Below are 16452 nucleotides of genomic sequence, written 5' to 3' on the forward strand. Positions count from 1 at the left end.
CCCCGGGCGTATGACGAGCCTGGAACCCAGCATCCCTACCATCTGCCAGAAAGGGCCCGATAGCGCATGCCGAACGGCCAGCTCAGCCCGGCGGGGCGCGCGGAAGCGCTGGCCCGACTCGCCCGCACGGAGTACGACGTCCTCGTCATAGGCGGCGGCGTCACCGGAGCCGGGGCCGCCCTGGACGCGGCCACCCGCGGGCTGGCCGTCGCCCTCGTCGAGATGCGTGACTACGCGGCCGGCACGTCCAGCCGATCGGGCAAGCTCATTCACGGCGGCCTCCGCTACCTCGAGCGGTTCGACGTCGGCCTCGTCCGCGAGTCGCTGCGCGAGCGCAGGCTGCTCCTGAAGGACATCGCGCCGCACCTCGTGAAGCCCATCCGCTTCCTCTACCCGCTCCGCCGGCGGCTCTGGGAGCGCGCCTACGTGGGCGCGGGCCTCCTGCTCTACGACACCCTGGGCGGCGCGGGCGCCGTTCCCCGCCACCGGCACCTGTCCCGCGGCGCGGTGCGGCGCCTCGCGCCCGGTGTCAAGCAGAGCGGGCTGATCGGCGCGATCACGTTCTACGACACCCAGGTCGACGACTCGCGCCACACCCTGGAACTCGTCCGCACCGCGGCGGCTCACGGCGCGGAGGTCGCCTCCGCCGTCAAGGTCGTCGGGCTGACCAGGTCCGGTGGCGCCGTCCACGGCGCGGAGGCACAGGACCTGGAGACCGGAGAGACCTTCACCATCCGCGCCAGGCACGTGGTCAACGCCGCAGGCGTCTGGACGGACGGGCTGGCCAGGCTCGCGGGAGGCAGGCCCGGCTTCAGCGTGAAAGCGTCCAAGGGCGTCCACATCATGGTGCCGCGGGAGCGGATCCGCAGCGACGTCTCGCTCTTCGTCCGCGCCGAGGACAGCGTCCTGTTCGTACGGAGCTGGGGCCGCCATTGGCTGATCGGCACCACGGACACGGCGTGGACGGCCGGGCTCGACCATCCGGCGGCGACCTCGACCGACATCGACTACCTGCTGCGCAACGTGAACGCCGTGCTGGAGACCGAGCTCGGCCGGGACGACGTCGACGGCGTCTTCGCCGGGCTCCGCCCCCTCATCCACGGCGAGGCCGGCACGACCAGCAGGCTCAGCCGGGAGCACGCGGTGGAGACCTCCGTCCCGGGGTTCACCACGATCGCGGGCGGCAAGTACACCACTTACCGGATCATGGCCAAGGACGCGATCGACGAGGCGGTGAAGGGACTCGGCCGCGAGACGCCCTCGTCGCGGACCCAGAGCGTCCCCCTGATCGGCGCCCTCGGCTACGCCGAGACCAGGGCGCGCGCGGCCGGCCTCGCCGCGTCCGTGGGTCTCACCCCGGAGCAGACCGATCACCTCCTCGGTCGCTACGGCTCGCTGACCGAGGACCTGATCGCCATGATCGTCGAACGGCCCGAACTCGGGCGGCCCATCGACGGCGCGCCGGACTACCTGCTCGCCGAGGCGGTCTACGCCGTGACGCACGAGGGCGCGCTCCACCTCGACGACGTTCTGACCCGCCGTACCCACATCGCGATCGAGACGCACGATCGGGGTGCCGCCGCCGCGCGCGCGGTCGCCCCGGTGATCGGCACGGCGCTCGGCTGGGATGCCGAGCGGGTGCGGAAGGAGCTCGGCTTCTACCTCGCCCGGCTCGAGGCGGAACTGGCCGCCCAGCGGCTCCCCGACGACGAGTCGGCCGTGGCCGCCCGCGAGATCGTCAGAGACCCCCGGCTTCGCGTGGCCGACGGTGATCGACTATGACGAATCTTGAAACTGTCCCCGACGCCGAAAGAGCCCCCGTGCGAAAGAACAAGGCTCGTCAGAACCAGATCGCCGACCTCATCCTGGGGGAGGGGTCGATGACGGCGCAGGAACTCGCGGAGATGTTCGGCGTCAGCGTCATGACGATTCACCGTGACCTCGACGAGCTCGAGCGGCAGGGCGTCCTGCGCAAGGCGCGCGGCGTCGCGACCGCCCTGCCGAGCGGGGTGTTCGAGGCCCGCGTGGCGTTCCGGCACGCGACCGCCATCGAGCACAAGCGCCGGATCGCCCAGGCGGCGCTGCGCCACGTCGAACCCGGCATGTCCGTGATGCTCGACGACTCGACGACTGTCCTGCACATGGTGCCCGGCCTCGCGGAGTACGCGCCGCTGCACGTCGCCACGAACTTCATGGCCGCGCTCAAGGAGCTGACCGCCCTGCCGGACATCCGCGTCATCGGGATCGGCGGCGACTATGACCCACTGCACGACTCCTTCCAGGGCATGCACGCCATCGAGGTCATCAAGGCCATTCACGCCGACGTGCTGTTCATGTCCACCTCGGCCGTCGCGGCCGGTCACGCCTACCACCAGGAGGAGCGCATCGTGGCGTTCAAGCGGGCGATGATCGGGTCCGCCTCCGTGCGCTACCTGCTGGTGGACAGCAGCAAGCTGGACAAGACCGCGCTGCACGGGCTGGCTCCCCTGTCCGTCTTCGATCTAGTGATCACCGACTCCGAGGCGAGCCCGCAGGCGCTCGAAGCCCTTGAGGCGGCCGGAGCGACCGTGGAGGTGGCCTCATGACCCACGCCCAGACCATCGAGGGGGTCGTCTTCGATCTGGATGGTGTGATCATCGAGAGCGAGCACCTCTGGGAGGAGGTCTGGCGCGACTTCTCCGAATCTCGAGGGCGCCCGTGGGAGCTGTCCGACACTCTGGCCGTCCAGGGCATGAGCTCGATCGAGTGGGCCGGCTACCTCGCCCACCACGTCGGCGCCCCCGGCGACGCGGACGTGGCCCGCGACTACTGCGTGGACGGGCTGGTCAGCCGCATCCGGCGCGGTGAGGCCGCACTTCTCCCCGGCGCGAAAGAGCTGGTCACCAGCGTGAGCGCCCGCGTCCCCATCGCGCTGGCCTCGTCGGCCGCCCGCCGGGCCATCGACGCGGTGCTCCACCATCACGACCTGGCCGGCCTGTTCACCGCCACCGTGTCGAGTGAGGAGGTGCCTCGCGGCAAGCCGAGCCCCGACGTCTACCTCGAGGCCGTCGCCCTGCTCGGGATCAGCCCCGGCAACGGCCTCGCCGTGGAGGACTCCAGCAACGGCATCCGGGCCGCGTACGCCGCCGGCCTGCTCGTCGTCGGGATTCCGAACGCCACCTACCCGCCCAAACCGGATGCGGCGGCGCTGGCGGACCACCTTGCCGCCGATCACGTCGATGCGCGTGAGTTCATCCTCGCGCAGCTGCCGGAGGGAGTACGCCCGTGACCAAGATCTTCAACGATCCCGCCGACTTCAAGAACGAGGTCATCAACGGGTTCGCCCTCGCCTACCCGGACTACGTCCGCCAGGTGCCCGGAGCCTCCGGTTTCATCCGGTCCGGCGGCCCGCGCGCGGGCAAGGTCAGCCTGATCGTCGGCGGTGGATCGGGTCATTATCCGTCCTACTCGGGGGTGACCGGCGTCGGGTTCGCCGACGGAGCCGTGCTCGGTGACGTCTTCACCTCGCCCTCGGCCGAGCAGGTCTACCGGGTCGCGCGCGCCGCGCACGGCGGCGCCGGACTGGTTCTGGCCTTCGGCAACTACGCCGGTGACCGGCTGAACTTCGCCGCCGCCGCCGATCGCCTGCGCGCGGAGGGCGTCGACGTCCGCATCGTGTACGTGACCGACGACATCGCCTCCGCCACCGCCGCCGAGATGGACAAGCGGCGCGGCATCGCCGGCACGTTCACCGTCTACAAGGCCGGAGGTGCCGCCGCGGAGCGCGGCGACGATCTCGACACGGTGGAGCGGATCATGCGCGCGGCCAACGCCCGTACGTTCTCGTTCGGTGTCGCCTTCGCCGGCTGTACGTTCCCGGGGCAGTCCGGCCCGCTGTTCGCCGTGGCCGAGCGGACGATGGACTTCGGGCTGGGCATCCACGGCGAGCCCGGCGTCCGATCCGATGCCTGGATGCCCGCGTCGAAGATCGCCGCCGCGCTGGTGGAGCCGCTCCTCGCCGAACGTCCGGCGGGCGCCCGTCGCGCCGCCGTGCTCCTCAACGGCCTCGGGGCCACCAAGTACGAGGAGCTGTTCCTGCTCTGGAGCAACGTGTGGCCGCTGCTCGCCGACGCCGGCGTCGAGCCGGTCATGCCGGAGGTCGGCGAGCTGGTCACGAGCCTGGACATGGCGGGCTGCTCGCTCTCGATCACCTGGCTGGACGACGAGCTGGACGAGCTCTGGCGGGCCCCGGCACAGACACCCGCCTTCCGCCGGGGCGGTGTCCACGCCTTCGAACGCGCCGAGGTCTTGGAACGCAGCGAGACCTTCGAACGCTACGTGCCCCCGGGACAGGCCGCCGTGGCGGGCGCCGCCGAGCAGGCCGGCCCCGAGTCGGAGTGCGCCGCCGCCGTCGTCCGGGACGCGCTCCGCGCGATGACCGCCGTCGTGGTCGAGCACGAGGACGAACTGGCGCGGATCGACGCGGTCGCCGGCGACGGCGACCATGGCTCCGGCATGGTTCGCGGGTCGCGCGCCGCCCAGTCAGCCGCCGAGGCGGCCAGGGGAGGCGTCGAGACCGTGCTCGCCGCCGCCGCGAGCGCCTTCGGTGACCGGGCAGGTGGCACCTCCGGGGTGCTGTGGAGCCTGTTCCTGCGCACGATCGGGGAGTCCCTCGGCGACGTCGAGCCCGTCGACCCGGCCCGGCTCGCGCGGGCCGTGCGGCGGGGCGCGGCGGCGATGAAGGATTTCGGCGGCGCCGAACTCGGCGACAAGACCATGCTCGACGCGCTCTTCCCGTTCGTCGACGCCCTCGACGCCAACCTCGCCGCGGGCGCCGCGCTCGCCGACGCCTGGGCCGCCGCGGCCCGGTCCGCGGTCGAGGCGGCCGCCGCCACCTCGCGGCTCGTGCCCAGGATCGGCCGGGCCCGGCCCCTGGCCAAACGCAGTGTCGGGTCCCCGGACGCCGGCGCGACCTCTATGGGCCTCATCCTCACAGCCGTCGGCGACGTACTCGCCCGGCACCGCGGCTGACGCCGCCCGAAGGCCCGACTGAAGGAACGTACGAAGGAGACGACTGTCCATGGTTTCCAAGCGCTGGCGGATGGCGATCGGTTGTGACGTCGCCGGGCTCGCCTACAAGGAGATGATCCTCGCGGACCTGCGGGCCGACGACCGCGTGGAGTCGGTCCGCGACCTCGGTGTCCCCGCGTCGGATCCGGAGAGCGAGTCCTACGGCGAGGTCGGGATCAGGCTCGCCGAGCTCGTCGCGGCGGGGGAGATCGACAGGGGTGTGCTGATCTGCGGCACCGGCATCGGCATGGCCATCAGCGCCAACAAGGTGCCCGGCGTGCGCGCCACGGTCGCTCACGACTCCTTCAGCGCCGAGCGGTCGATCCTGTCCAACGACTGCCAGGTGCTCACGCTCGGCCAGCGCGTGATCGGGCCCGAGCTGGCCCGCCGCCTGGTCAAGGAGTGGCTCGGCTACGAGTTCGACAGCTCCTCCCCGTCGAATGAGAAGGTCGTGGTCATCACCCGCTACGAGGAACGCACCGCGAGCTAGGGATCCCTCCCCGGAGATTGGCGCGGTCACGAAGGAGCGAGAAGCATGGCCATCCTGTGCGTCGACGCGGGCACCACCATGGTCAAGGCCGTGATGTTCGACGACGAGGGCCGCGAGCTGCAGGTCGCCCGCCAGGCGACGCAGGTCCGGCGACCTTCCCCGGGCTTCAGCGAGCAGGACATGTACGGCGTCTGGGACGCGGTCGTGTACACCGTCCGGTCCGTCGTCCACGGTTGCCGCGAGCCGGTGCGGATGCTCGCGTTCACCGGGCAGGGGGACGGATGCTGGCTGGTGGGACCCGACGGCCGCCCCACGGGGCCGGCCATTCTGTGGAACGACGGGCGGGCCGGTGACATCATCGACCGCTGGGAGGCCGGCGGGGTGCTCGACGACGCCTTCCGGATCAACGGCAACTACGGCTTCGCCGGCACGTCCGGTGCCATCCTGAAGTGGTTGCGGGCCAACGACCGGCAGCGGCTCGACGGGTCTCACAAGGCGCTGTACTGCGGCGGCTGGCTGTTCCTGCGGCTCACCGGCGAGTACGCGGTCGAGGAGTCCGACGCCGCCTCGCCGTTCCTCGACATCCGCGGGCGTACCTACTCGCCCGAGGTTCTCGACCTCCTCGGCATGCCTTGGGCCGAACGCCTCCTGCCCGGCGTCCGCGGCGACGGCGACCGGATCGGCGAGCTGCAGGCCCAGGCGGCGGCGGAGCTGCGGCTCCCGGCCGGGCTGCCGGTGGTCATGGCGCCGTTCGACATCCCGGCCACGGCGCTCGGCATCGGGGCCGTCACACCGGGACAGACCTGCACGATCCTCGGGACCACCCTGTCCACCGGGACACCCGTCGCCGCGGTCGACACCTCTGGCACGCCGGCCGGGATGACCCTGCCCTCCGGAGCGCCGGGCGGATACCTGCGCTCCCTCGCCGCCATGGCCGGGGTGGAGGCCATCGGCTGGGGGATGAAGCTCATCGGCCTGGACAAGCCCAACTGGATCTCCGACCTCGCGCAGACCACCGATCCCGGCGCGGGCGGCATCTTCTTCCACCCGTACCTCAGTCCCGCGGGCGAGCGCGCCCCGTTCCGGGACACCCGGGCCCGCGGCTCGATGAGCGGGCTCTCCTTCGAGCACACCAGGTCCCATATCGCCCGCGCCATGCTGGAAGGGATGAGCTATGTCGTGCGCGAATGCCTGGAGTTCTCGGGCACCCGCGCCACGGAGCTGCGGATCACGGGTGGCGGGGCGAACAGTGACTTCTGGTGCCAGTTGCTCGCCGACATCACCGGCGTGCCCACGATGCGGTCCGCCGACTCCGAGATCGGGGCCAAGGGGGCGTTCGTCACCGCGCTCGTCGCCTCCGGCGCCGTGCCCTCCGTGCGGGCCGCGGTGGAACGGCACGTGGTGCCGCGCGACGTCTTCGAGCCCGACGCGCGGCGGTCCGCTCTGTATGACGACCTGTACGGGGACTTCCTGGCCATCCGCGACGGGGTGATGAACAACTGGGACCGCCTGGCCGTGTCCCGGGCCCGATACCAGGCGGCCGACCCGGTCCCCTGGGAGGACCCCGGCCCAGTCGTTCTCGCCTGAGCGACTACCCGAGATAGCCACCCATGGTGCGGAAGTAGTCGGTGGCCGCGTGCTCGACGCCGTCCGGCGTCCGCAGCCGTCTCACCAGCAGCCCGCGCCGCTGTCCCTTGCGGGCGTCCGAGCCGGAGACGATGGCCACGCCGTCCCCCTCCCGGATGAAGATCCGTCCAGGGGTGCCGCCGTAGCGGGCCCGCGACACCGCGGCCGACAGGATCTCGATCCGCTCACCGCGATGGTGGGTGAAGGCGTGCGGGTACGGGTCCGACTGGGCGCGGATCAGCCGCTCCAGGTCCTCGGCCGGCCAGTTCCAGTCGATCCGGCCGTCTTCGACCGACCGTTTGTGGAAGAAGCTGGCTTCGGCGCGGTCCTGGGGGACCCACCGCGCCTGACCGGAGGCGATCAGGTCCAGCGACTCCCGCACGATCGGCTCGATCAGGTCCACCGTCCGGTGGAAGAGGTCGGTCGCGGTGTCGCCGTCCTGCACGGGTACGGCCCGCTGCAGCAGGATGTCGCCCGCGTCCAGCTCGGCGTTCATGCGGTGCGCGGTGACGCCGACCTCCTTCTCTCCGTTGATCAACGCCCAGATCAGCGGGGAGAAGCCCGCGTACGCCGGAAGCAGCGAATCGTGGACGTTGAGCGTGCCGTGCGGCGGCAGGTCGAAGATCTCCGGCGGCAGCCAGGTCCGCCAGTTGTTGGCGACGATGATGTCCGGCGCGGCGTCCTTGAGCGTCTGAAGGAGCCCGGCGTCGTCGGGCCGGTTGCGCAGCAGCACCGGTACGTCATGCTCGGCCGCGAGCTCCGCGACCGAGTCGTCCCAGATCTTCTCGTACGCGTGCTCACTCTTGGGATGGGTGACGGCGAGGATCACGTCATGCCCGGAGTCGAGCAGGGCACGCAGCGTCCGATGACCCCAGGTCTGGTACCCGAACATGACCACTCGCATGATCGCACCCTCTCCTTCATGATTATTGAAAGGTTAGCCTAACCTTATCTACTATGACCACGATGAGGGAGGCGATGCCGCGGTGGACACACTGCCGAGTGGACCGGACAGCATCTACGACATCCTGGGCGTAGGTTTCGGGCCGTCGAACCTGGCGCTGGCCATAGCCGTCGACGAGCACAACGCACGGGTTCCGGAAGCGGAGCGGCTCCGCGCCGGGTTCCTGGAGAAGCAGCCCGCCTTCGGCTGGCACCGGGGGATGCTGCTCGACGACGCCACCATGCAGGTGTCGTTCCTGAAGGACCTGGTCACCATGCGTGACCCGGCGAGCGACTTCAGCTTCCTGTGCTACCTGAAGGAGCGCGGCAGGCTGGTGGACTTTCTCAACCACAAGACGCTGTTCCCGTTAAGAATCGACTTCCACGGCTACTTCGAGTGGGCCGCGGCCCGGATGCGGGACGTGGTCGAGTACTCCGCCGAGGTCGTGTCCATCGAGCCGGTCGTCACCGAGGACGGCGAGGTCCGCCTGTTCGACGTGATCAGCCGCGACCCCGCCGACCCGGATCGCGTCATCGTCCGCCGCACCCGCAACATCTGCGTCGCCACCGGCCTCGAACCGCACCTGCCGCCGGGCGCCGCCCTGTCGGACCGGGTGTGGCACAACAGCGAGCTGATCCCGCGGGTGGCCGCCCTCACCGAGGCCGGTGTCCCGGTGCGCCGGATCCTGGTGCTCGGGGCCGGGCAGAGCGCGGCCGAGACGGCCGACTATCTCCACCGGACCTTCACCGGGGCCGAGGTGTGCGCGGTGTTCGCCAAGTACGGCTACACCCCCGCCGACGACAGCCCCTTCGCGAACCGGATCTTCGACCCCGAAGCCGTCGACACCTTCTTCCAGGCCCCGGCCCCGGTCAAGCAGGCGCTCTACGAATACCACCGCGGCACCAACTACTCGGTGGTCGACATGGACCTCATCGAGTCCCTGTACGCGACCATGTACCGCGAGAAGGTCCAGGGCAACGAACGCCTGCGCATCCTCAAGGTCTCCCGCATCAGGGACGTCAGCGTCGCCGGCGACCGCCTGGACGTCACGGTGGAGTACCTGCCCACCGGCGAGCGGGAGGTGCTGGCCACGGACATCCTGGTGCACGCCACCGGCTACCGCCCCCAGGACCTCGGCACCGTGCTCGGCGAGACGGCCAAGCTCTGCCTGCGGGACGAGGAGGACGAGGTACGGATCGGCCGCGACTACCGGGTCGAGGTGCCCTGGCACGTGTCCGCGGGCATCTACGTACAGGGGGCCAGCGAGCACACCCACGGCATCACCTCCACGCTGCTGTCCACGACGGCCGTCCGCGCCGGCGAGATCCGCGACTCCCTGCTCGCCGGCCGCGCACGAGCCACGAGCTAGTGGTAGCCCTGCGCTTACGTCCGGGACAGGCGGAGCAGGCGGTGACCGGCGGCGTCGCCGCGACCAACACGGGCCGGAGCGCGTGGCTGGCGGTGTGCGTGGCGCTGCTGGCCGCCGCCTGCGTCCTGAGCATCGTGATCGGCACCAAGAACATCGCGCCAGCCACGGTCTGGAACGCCTTCGCCCACTTCACCAACACCGACGACCAGGCACTCGTACGCGAGCTGCGCGTCCCCAGGACCGCGCTGGGCCTGCTCGTCGGCGCGGCGCTGGGCATCTCGGGCGCGGTCCTCCAGGCCGTGACCCGGAACCCGCTGGCCGACACCCAGATCCTCGGCATCAACGCGGGCGCGGGCCTGTTCGTGGTCTTCGCGATCGGGGTGCTGGGGCTCAGCGGCATCTGGTCGTACGTGTGGTTCGCCTTCCTCGGGAGCGCCGTGGCGATGGTCCTGGTGTACGCCCTGGGCTCGGCGGGGCGCAGGGGCGCGACGCCGGTCCAGCTGACGCTCGCCGGGGTGGCGCTCGGCGCGGTCATGGAGGGCGTCTCGGCCGGGATCCGGCTGCTGAAGCCGCGGGCGTTCGACTACCTGCGGTTCTGGGACGTCGGCACCCTGACGGGCCGGCCGCTGTCGATCGCGGGAGCCGTGGCGCCGTTCGTCGTGGCGGGGCTGGTCCTGGCACTGGTTGTCGCGCGTTCGCTCAACGCCATCGCTCTGGGGGACGATCTCGCCCGGTCGCTGGGCACGAACATCGGCCGGGCACGGGCCCTGTCCATGCTCTCGGTGACCCTGCTGGCGGGCGCGGCGACCGCGGCGGTCGGGCCGATCGGGTTCGTGGGACTGATGGTGCCGCATGCCGCTCGCTGGATCGTCGGGCCGGACCAGCGCTGGATCTTCGCCTACACGGTGGTCTGCGCGCCGATTCTGCTGCTCGCCGCCGACGTCGTCGGCCGGGTGGTGATCCGGCCGGCCGAGCTGCAGGTGGGGATCGTGACCGCGTTCGTGGGCGCCCCGGTGCTGATCTGGCTGATCCGCCGCAGAACGGTGAGCGGGCCATGACCGGGTTGGACTTCGGCAGGCGGGTCGTGGTCGTGCGCGGCGCGGCGCTGTCCCTGCGGCTCGGCGTGCGTACCGGGATCATCTGCGCGGTGCTGGGCGTGGCCGCCCTCGCGGTGGGCGTGCTGGCACTTGGCACCGGTGAGTTCGAGGTGCCCGTGGGGGAGGTGGTCCGCGTCCTGCTGGGCGGTGAACAGGGCCCCGCCCGGCTGGTGGTCGTGGAGTGGCGGCTGCCACGGGTGCTGCTGTCCCTGATCATCGGGACGGCCCTGGGGCTCAGCGGTGCCGTGTTCCAGTCGTTGATGCGTAATCCGCTGGGCAGCCCCGACGTGATCGGGTTCAACACCGGGGCGTACACCGGGGTGCTCGTCACGATGATGTTCGTGGGCCGCGACTACTACCAGACGGCCGCGGGCGCGCTGGCAGGCGGCCTGCTCGCCGCCGCGGTGGTCTACCTGCTGGCGTACCGGAAGGGTGTGCAGGGGTTCCGGCTGATCATCGTGGGGATCGCGGTCGGCGCGGTCCTCGGCGCGGCCAACCAGTGGTTCGTCATCAAGGTGAACCTGCAGACCGCCGTCGCGGCCGCGATCTGGGGACAGGGCAGCCTGAACACCCTGGGCTGGGACCAGGTCCTGCCCGTGGCCGTCTCGGTCGCGGTGCTGACCGCGCTCCTGATGGCACTCGGGCCGCGCCTGTCCCTGCTGGCGATGGGGGACGACGCCGCCGCGGCGCTCGGCGTCCGCGCGGAGCGGTCCCGCCTGGCGTACCTCGTCATCGGGGTGGCGCTGACGGCGGTGGCGACCGCGGCCGCCGGGCCGATCTCGTTCGTCGCGCTGGCCGTCCCGCAGCTCGCCCGCCTGCTGACGCGTACGGCCGGCATCGCGCTGGTGCCGTCCGCGGTCACGGGCGCGCTGCTGCTGGCCACGAGCGACTGGCTCGCGCAGCGGGCCTTCGCCCCCATCCAGCTCCCGGTCGGCATCGTCACGGTGTCGCTGGGTGGCGTCTACTTCGCGTGGCTGCTGGCCAGGCACGCGCGCAGCCGATGAGGAGGCGAGTCATGCCGAGCACACCGCTCACGCCGAGCACACCGGCGCTTATGCCGAGCACAGAGGCGCGCTTGAGCGCCCGGGACATCACCGTGGGGTACGGCCGGCGGCCGATCAGCGAACACCTGAGCGTGGACGTGCCCGACGGGCGGTTCACCGTGATCGTCGGGCCGAACGCGTGCGGCAAGTCCACGCTGCTCAGGGCGCTGTCACGGCTGCTCAAGCCGGACGCCGGGCAGGTGGTGCTGGACGGCAAGGACATCCACGCCTATCCGGCCAAGGAGGTCGCCCGGCGGCTCGGTCTGCTGCCGCAGTCGTCGATCGCGCCCGACGGCATCACCGCGGCCGACCTGGTGGCCCGCGGCCGGTACCCCTACCAGAAGCTGATCAGGCAGTGGTCGGCCGAGGACGAGGCCGCCGTGGTGGCCGCGATGACGGCGACCGGCGTGCTCGACCTGTCGGGCCGGCTGGTGGACACGCTGTCCGGCGGGCAGCGCCAGCGGGTCTGGGTCGCGATGGTGCTCGCCCAGCAGACTCCGATCGTGCTGCTCGACGAGCCCACCACATTCCTCGACATCGGCCACCAGATCGAGCTGCTCGAACTGTGCCGGCGCCTGAACCGCGAACGCCGCAACACCACCGTCGCCGTCCTGCACGACCTCAACCAGGCCTGCCGGTACGCCGACCACATCATCGCCATGAAGGCGGGCTCGATCGTGGCGCGGGGCGACCCCAAGACGATCATCACCGCCGAGCTGATCGAGGACGTGTTCGGCCTGCCCTGCCGGATCATCGACGACCCGGAGACGCACACACCCCTGGTCATCCCGCGATCCCAACCCATCCCCGATGCCGAGGAGGCACAGTGTCCGACAACCCCTTCGACGACGAGAGCGGCACCTTCTACGTCCTGGTGAACGACGAGGAGCAGCACTCCCTGTGGCCGACCTTCAAGGAGGTGCCCGCCGGCTGGCGGATCGTCTTCGGTGAAGGCGGGCAGGGCAAGCGGCAGGAGTGCCTCGACTACGTCGACCAGAACTGGACGGACCTGCGTCCCAAGAGCCTGCGCGAAAGCATGGCCCATGCTTCGGCCCGTGCTTCGGGCCCCGCTTCGGTGCAGGTGAACGACAGCTGAGCGCGTCAGCGGCAGCGCGGCCCTGGACGGGGTGGCGCATCCTTCTGCGTACGGTGACCCGCAACCGGCGGCGGCTGGGCCTGGGAACCGGTCTCATCAGCCTCCACCAGGTGTGCGAGTCACTCGTGCCGATCTTCATCGGCGTCATCGTCGACCGGGCCATCGGCCCCGGCGACGGCGGCGCCCTGGTGCTCTGGGTGGCGGCGCTGGGGGTGCTGTTCGGCGTGCTGACGACGGTGTACCGGTTCGGTGCCCGGCAGCTCATGCTCGCCATCGCGGTGGAGGCCCACACGCTCCGGGTCGAGGTCGCCACGAAGATCATGCATCCGCGTGGCATCCGTACCGACCAGCGGGCCGGCGACCTGCTCACCGTCTCGACCACCGACACGGACAACACCTCGTACCTGCTGGACTATGTACCACGCGTCGCCGGTGCGGTGACGGCCACCGTGGTGAGCGCCGTCGCGCTGCTCGTGATCGACGTCCGGCTCGGGCTGGCCGTCCTCGTCGGAACGCCCGTGGTGCTCCTCGCGCTGCAGGCGGGTACGCCGCTGATCACCAAGCGGGTGGCCGAGCAGCAGGAACGCGCGGCCGAGGCCACGTCACTGGCGACCGACCTGGTCAGCGGCCTGCGCCCGCTGCGCGGCATCGGCGCCGAGGAGGCGGCCGCCCAGCGTTACCGGGAGGTCAGCGGGCGTTCGCTGCGGGCCATCGTCCGGGCGGCCCGCACCCAGGGTGTGTACGTGGCCGCCTCGACGGTCTGCGGCGCGCTGCTGGCCTGCGGCATCGCGATCCTGGCCGGCTGGTTCGCGCTGAACGGGCGGATCAGCGCCGGGGAGCTCATCACCGTCATCGGACTCGCCCAGTTCCTGATGGAGCCGATAGGGCTGCTGGCCATCGTCCCGAGCTGGGTCGCCGAGGCGCGGGCGTCGGCCGATCGGGTGGCCGTCGTCCTGGACGCGGACCCGCTGGTGCCCGAGGGCGTCGAGGAACTCGCCCCCGACGGAGCGCCCGAGCTGGAGGTGCGCGCGCTCAAATACGGCACGCTCGACGGGGTGGACCTGATCGTGCGTCCCGGCGAGTTCGTGGGCGTGGCGGCACACCGCGCCGCCGACGGGGAGGCGCTGGTCAAGATCCTCTCGGGGCGGGTGGCACCGGCGGAGTACGACGGCCAGATCCTGGTCGGCGACCGGCAACTGGCCCGCGTCCGGCTGGCGCAGCTCCGCCGGACGATGCTGGTCGAACCCCACCACACGGACCTGTTCACGGGCACGATCAGAGACAACGTCACCGCCGGCGCACCGCCGATGGACCTGACCGAGGACCCGCCGGAGCGCCAGGCGGGAAGTCCGGCGGAAGTGCTGGCCGGGGTCCTGGCCGCGTCGGCGGCCGATCAGGTGCTCTCCGCGCATCCCGACGGTCTGGAGCACCTCGTCACCGAGCGGGGTGCCAGCCTGTCGGGCGGGCAGCGGCAACGGGTCGCCCTCGCCCGGGCGCTGATGGCCCGGCCACCGATCCTCGTCCTGCACGACCCGACGACGGCCGTCGACGCCGTCACCGAACACGCGATCGCCCAAGGCGTACGGGCGCTGCGGCACCCACTGGACGAGACAGGGCCGTTCACCACCGTCGTGATCACGAGCAGCCCCGCGATGCTGGCCGTCACGGACCGGGTCGTCGTCATCGACGACGGCCGGGTGGTCGCCGAAGGAGCCCACGCCGAACTGGCCGCGACAGACAGGAACTACAACCGGGCGGTACTGAGATGACCGGACCAGACGGCGACAACCCGGCCGCGGAACTCGACCGCGAGCCGATCACCGGAGCGCCTGACCGTGGGCCGCTCCCGACAGCCGGCTCGCTCGACCGCGAGGCGCCGTCGATCGCCGAAGCGTCTGACCGTGAGCTGCTGCCGATCGCGGGCGCGCGACTGACGTGGTCGTGGCTGTGGCGGGAGCTGCGCGGCCGGTGGCTGAACCTCACCTTCGCGCTGCTGGTGGGCCTGGTGGGGGCGGTCGCCTCCGTGGTCCCGGCCTACGCGCTGGGCGCGCTCGTGGACCGGGTGCGGGAGCACGCCCCTGGCTCCGCGATCGTGCCCATCACGATCGTGATCACTGTCGCCGCCGTGGTCGGGGGCGTGACCACCGGCCTGGCCACGTACCTGATCGGCCGGTTGTGCGGGCAGATCCTCGCGGTGCTGCGGGAGGCGACCGTGGCCCGGGCACTGACCTTGCCGGCCACGACGCTCGAACGTACCGGCAAGGGCGACCTGCTCTCGCGGGTGGGCACGGACGCCGCGTCGATCGGCAAGGCCGCCTCCGACGTGATCCCCACGATGATCTCGGCGTTCCTGCTGGGCGTCCTGAGCGTCGCCGCGATGGCCGGGATCGACTGGCGGCTGGGGCTGGCCGGCGCGGTCGCGGTGCCGTTGTACGCGATGGCTCTGCGGTGGTACCTGCCGAAGGCGGCGCCCCAGTACGCCAGGGAGCGGCGGGCGGTGGCGGACTCCTCGCAGCTTTTGGTCGAGAATATGCAGGGCGTCCGTACGGTGCACGCCTACCGCTTGGAACAGGCCCGCCTGCACGACATCGGGATCGCCTCCGGGCGGGCTCGGGACATCTCGGTGTCGGTCTTCAGGCTGTTCACCCGCTTTGTCGGGCGGGTCAACCGGGCGGAGTTCTTCGGCCTGGCCGCGATCCTGATAGCGGGGTTCCTGCTGGTGCGTGGCGGGTCGGTCACGGTCGGCGAGAGCGCGGCGGCGGCGGTCCTCTTCCACCGCCTGTTCAACCCGATCGGGATGCTGCTGTTCACCTTCGACGAGGTACAGGCGGCGGGCGCGAGCCTGGCCCGCCTCGTCGGGGTGGTCGAGCTCACCCCGACACCGCGCCCGGCCACCGGCGACGACCCGGACGGAGAGCCGCACGTGCCGGCGGACGGCTCGCCGGAATTGTCCGGTGAGCCGCGTCTGCCGGAGGACGGTTCGTTGGAGTTGTCCGGCGTGCGCTTCAGCTATGACGGTCAGGTCGATGTGCTCGATGGTGTGAGCGTCCGGGTCGCGGCGGGCGCGCGGGTGGCGCTGGTCGGATCGACGGGGGCGGGCAAGTCCACCCTCGCGGCGATCGCAGCCGGGATCCTGCGCCCCGGTCACGGCGAGGCGCGGGTCGGCGGCGTGCCGCTGGCGGAGCTCGCTCCGGCCGACCTGCGCGAGCGGGTGGCGATCGTCACCCAGGAGACACACGTCTTCGCCGGGCCGCTGATCGAGGACCTGCGCCTGGCCCGGCCGGGAGCCTCCCCGGACGAGGCCACCCGGGCGCTGGCCACCGTCGGCGCCCTCGACTGGGCCCAGGGCCTCCCGGACGGCCTCGACACGGTGGTCGGCGAAGGCGGTCACGAGCTCACCGCGGCCCAGGCCCAGCAGCTCGCGCTCGCCCGGCTGGTCCTCGTGGACCCCGCGATCGCCGTCCTCGACGAGGCCACGGCGGAGGCGGGCAGCCTGGGCGCCCGTGACATCGAGGAATCCGCCGCCGCGGCGACCCGGGGACGGACCACCCTGATCGTCGCCCACCGGCTCACCCAGGCGGCCTCGGCCGACCGGGTGATCGTCCTCGAACACGGCCGGGTCCTCGAGGAAGGGCCGCATCACGAGCTGGTCGCCGCCGGCGGCCGGTACGCCGAACTGTGGCGGGCCTGGGAGACGCGTACCCCCACTTCCCCATCAAGTAAGGCTAGGCTAACCTAA

General features: G+C 71.5%; 14 protein-coding genes. 13 read left to right on the top strand and 1 reads right to left on the bottom strand.

What is annotated here, in order from left to right; translation table 11 throughout:
* The first annotated feature begins 66 nt into the window (after positions 1 to 66).
* From AB0B91_RS10445 to AB0B91_RS10470, 6 genes are read left to right on the top strand one after another with little or no spacing between them, the layout of a single operon-like run.
* Positions 67 to 1782, top strand: coding sequence for a glycerol-3-phosphate dehydrogenase/oxidase (locus tag AB0B91_RS10445; RefSeq protein ID WP_358318001.1), 1716 nt, complete (start codon positions 67 to 69; stop codon positions 1780 to 1782).
* 38 nt (positions 1783 to 1820) lie between these two features.
* Positions 1821 to 2585 (top strand): DeoR/GlpR family DNA-binding transcription regulator, encoded by a 765-nt coding sequence (locus AB0B91_RS10450; protein ID WP_358016491.1) that lies wholly within the window; start codon positions 1821 to 1823, stop codon positions 2583 to 2585.
* The gene (locus tag AB0B91_RS10455) at positions 2582 to 3268 is read left to right on the top strand and encodes an HAD family phosphatase (RefSeq protein WP_358318002.1); all 687 of its coding nucleotides are present in this window, start codon (positions 2582 to 2584) and stop codon (positions 3266 to 3268) included. Before AB0B91_RS10450 ends, AB0B91_RS10455 begins: the two co-directional genes overlap by 4 nt.
* Positions 3265 to 5010 (top strand): dihydroxyacetone kinase family protein, encoded by a 1746-nt coding sequence (locus tag AB0B91_RS10460; protein WP_358318003.1) that lies wholly within the window; start codon positions 3265 to 3267, stop codon positions 5008 to 5010. The genes AB0B91_RS10455 and AB0B91_RS10460 overlap by 4 nt, the downstream gene beginning before the upstream one ends.
* A 49-nt stretch (positions 5011 to 5059) precedes the next feature.
* Positions 5060 to 5539: an RpiB/LacA/LacB family sugar-phosphate isomerase gene (locus AB0B91_RS10465; RefSeq protein WP_358016500.1), complete on the top strand. Its 480-nt coding sequence runs from the start codon at positions 5060 to 5062 to the stop codon at positions 5537 to 5539.
* 45 nt (positions 5540 to 5584) lie between these two features.
* Positions 5585 to 7126 (top strand): FGGY-family carbohydrate kinase, encoded by a 1542-nt coding sequence (locus tag AB0B91_RS10470; RefSeq protein ID WP_358318004.1) that lies wholly within the window; start codon positions 5585 to 5587, stop codon positions 7124 to 7126.
* 4 nt (positions 7127 to 7130) lie between these two features.
* Here AB0B91_RS10470 and AB0B91_RS10475 read toward each other — a convergent pair whose 3' ends face one another.
* Complete coding sequence (locus tag AB0B91_RS10475; protein WP_358318005.1) at positions 7131 to 8069, bottom strand: methionyl-tRNA formyltransferase; 939 nt, start codon at positions 8067 to 8069, stop codon at positions 7131 to 7133.
* A gap of 82 nt (positions 8070 to 8151) precedes the next feature.
* Here AB0B91_RS10475 and AB0B91_RS10480 point away from each other — a divergent pair, with 82 nt between their 5' ends.
* The 7 genes from AB0B91_RS10480 to AB0B91_RS10510 are packed head-to-tail and all read left to right on the top strand — an operon-like array spanning position 8152 to position 16452.
* Positions 8152 to 9477, top strand: coding sequence for a SidA/IucD/PvdA family monooxygenase (locus AB0B91_RS10480; RefSeq protein ID WP_358318006.1), 1326 nt, complete (start codon positions 8152 to 8154; stop codon positions 9475 to 9477).
* Between the two features lie 41 nt (positions 9478 to 9518).
* Positions 9519 to 10535 (top strand): iron chelate uptake ABC transporter family permease subunit, encoded by a 1017-nt coding sequence (locus AB0B91_RS10485; RefSeq protein WP_358318007.1) that lies wholly within the window; start codon positions 9519 to 9521, stop codon positions 10533 to 10535.
* Positions 10532 to 11578: an iron chelate uptake ABC transporter family permease subunit gene (locus AB0B91_RS10490; protein ID WP_358318008.1), complete on the top strand. Its 1047-nt coding sequence runs from the start codon at positions 10532 to 10534 to the stop codon at positions 11576 to 11578. Before AB0B91_RS10485 ends, AB0B91_RS10490 begins: the two co-directional genes overlap by 4 nt.
* Positions 11579 to 11589: 11 nt before the next feature.
* Positions 11590 to 12495 carry an ABC transporter ATP-binding protein gene (locus tag AB0B91_RS10495; RefSeq protein ID WP_358318009.1) on the top strand — a complete coding sequence of 302 codons (906 nt, stop codon included), beginning with the start codon at positions 11590 to 11592 and terminating at the stop codon, positions 12493 to 12495.
* Positions 12444 to 12713 carry an MbtH family protein gene (locus tag AB0B91_RS10500; protein WP_358318010.1) on the top strand — a complete coding sequence of 90 codons (270 nt, stop codon included), beginning with the start codon at positions 12444 to 12446 and terminating at the stop codon, positions 12711 to 12713. The genes AB0B91_RS10495 and AB0B91_RS10500 overlap by 52 nt, the downstream gene beginning before the upstream one ends.
* A gap of 53 nt (positions 12714 to 12766) precedes the next feature.
* Entirely contained in the window at positions 12767 to 14482 is a 1716-nt protein-coding gene (locus AB0B91_RS10505; RefSeq protein ID WP_358318011.1) for an ABC transporter ATP-binding protein, read from the top strand.
* Positions 14479 to 16452 (top strand): ABC transporter ATP-binding protein, encoded by a 1974-nt coding sequence (locus AB0B91_RS10510; protein ID WP_358318012.1) that lies wholly within the window; start codon positions 14479 to 14481, stop codon positions 16450 to 16452. Before AB0B91_RS10505 ends, AB0B91_RS10510 begins: the two co-directional genes overlap by 4 nt.

The sequence above is a fragment of the Nonomuraea sp. NPDC049141 genome (genome assembly GCF_040648415.1).
Lineage (GTDB): Bacteria > Actinomycetota > Actinomycetes > Streptosporangiales > Streptosporangiaceae > Nonomuraea.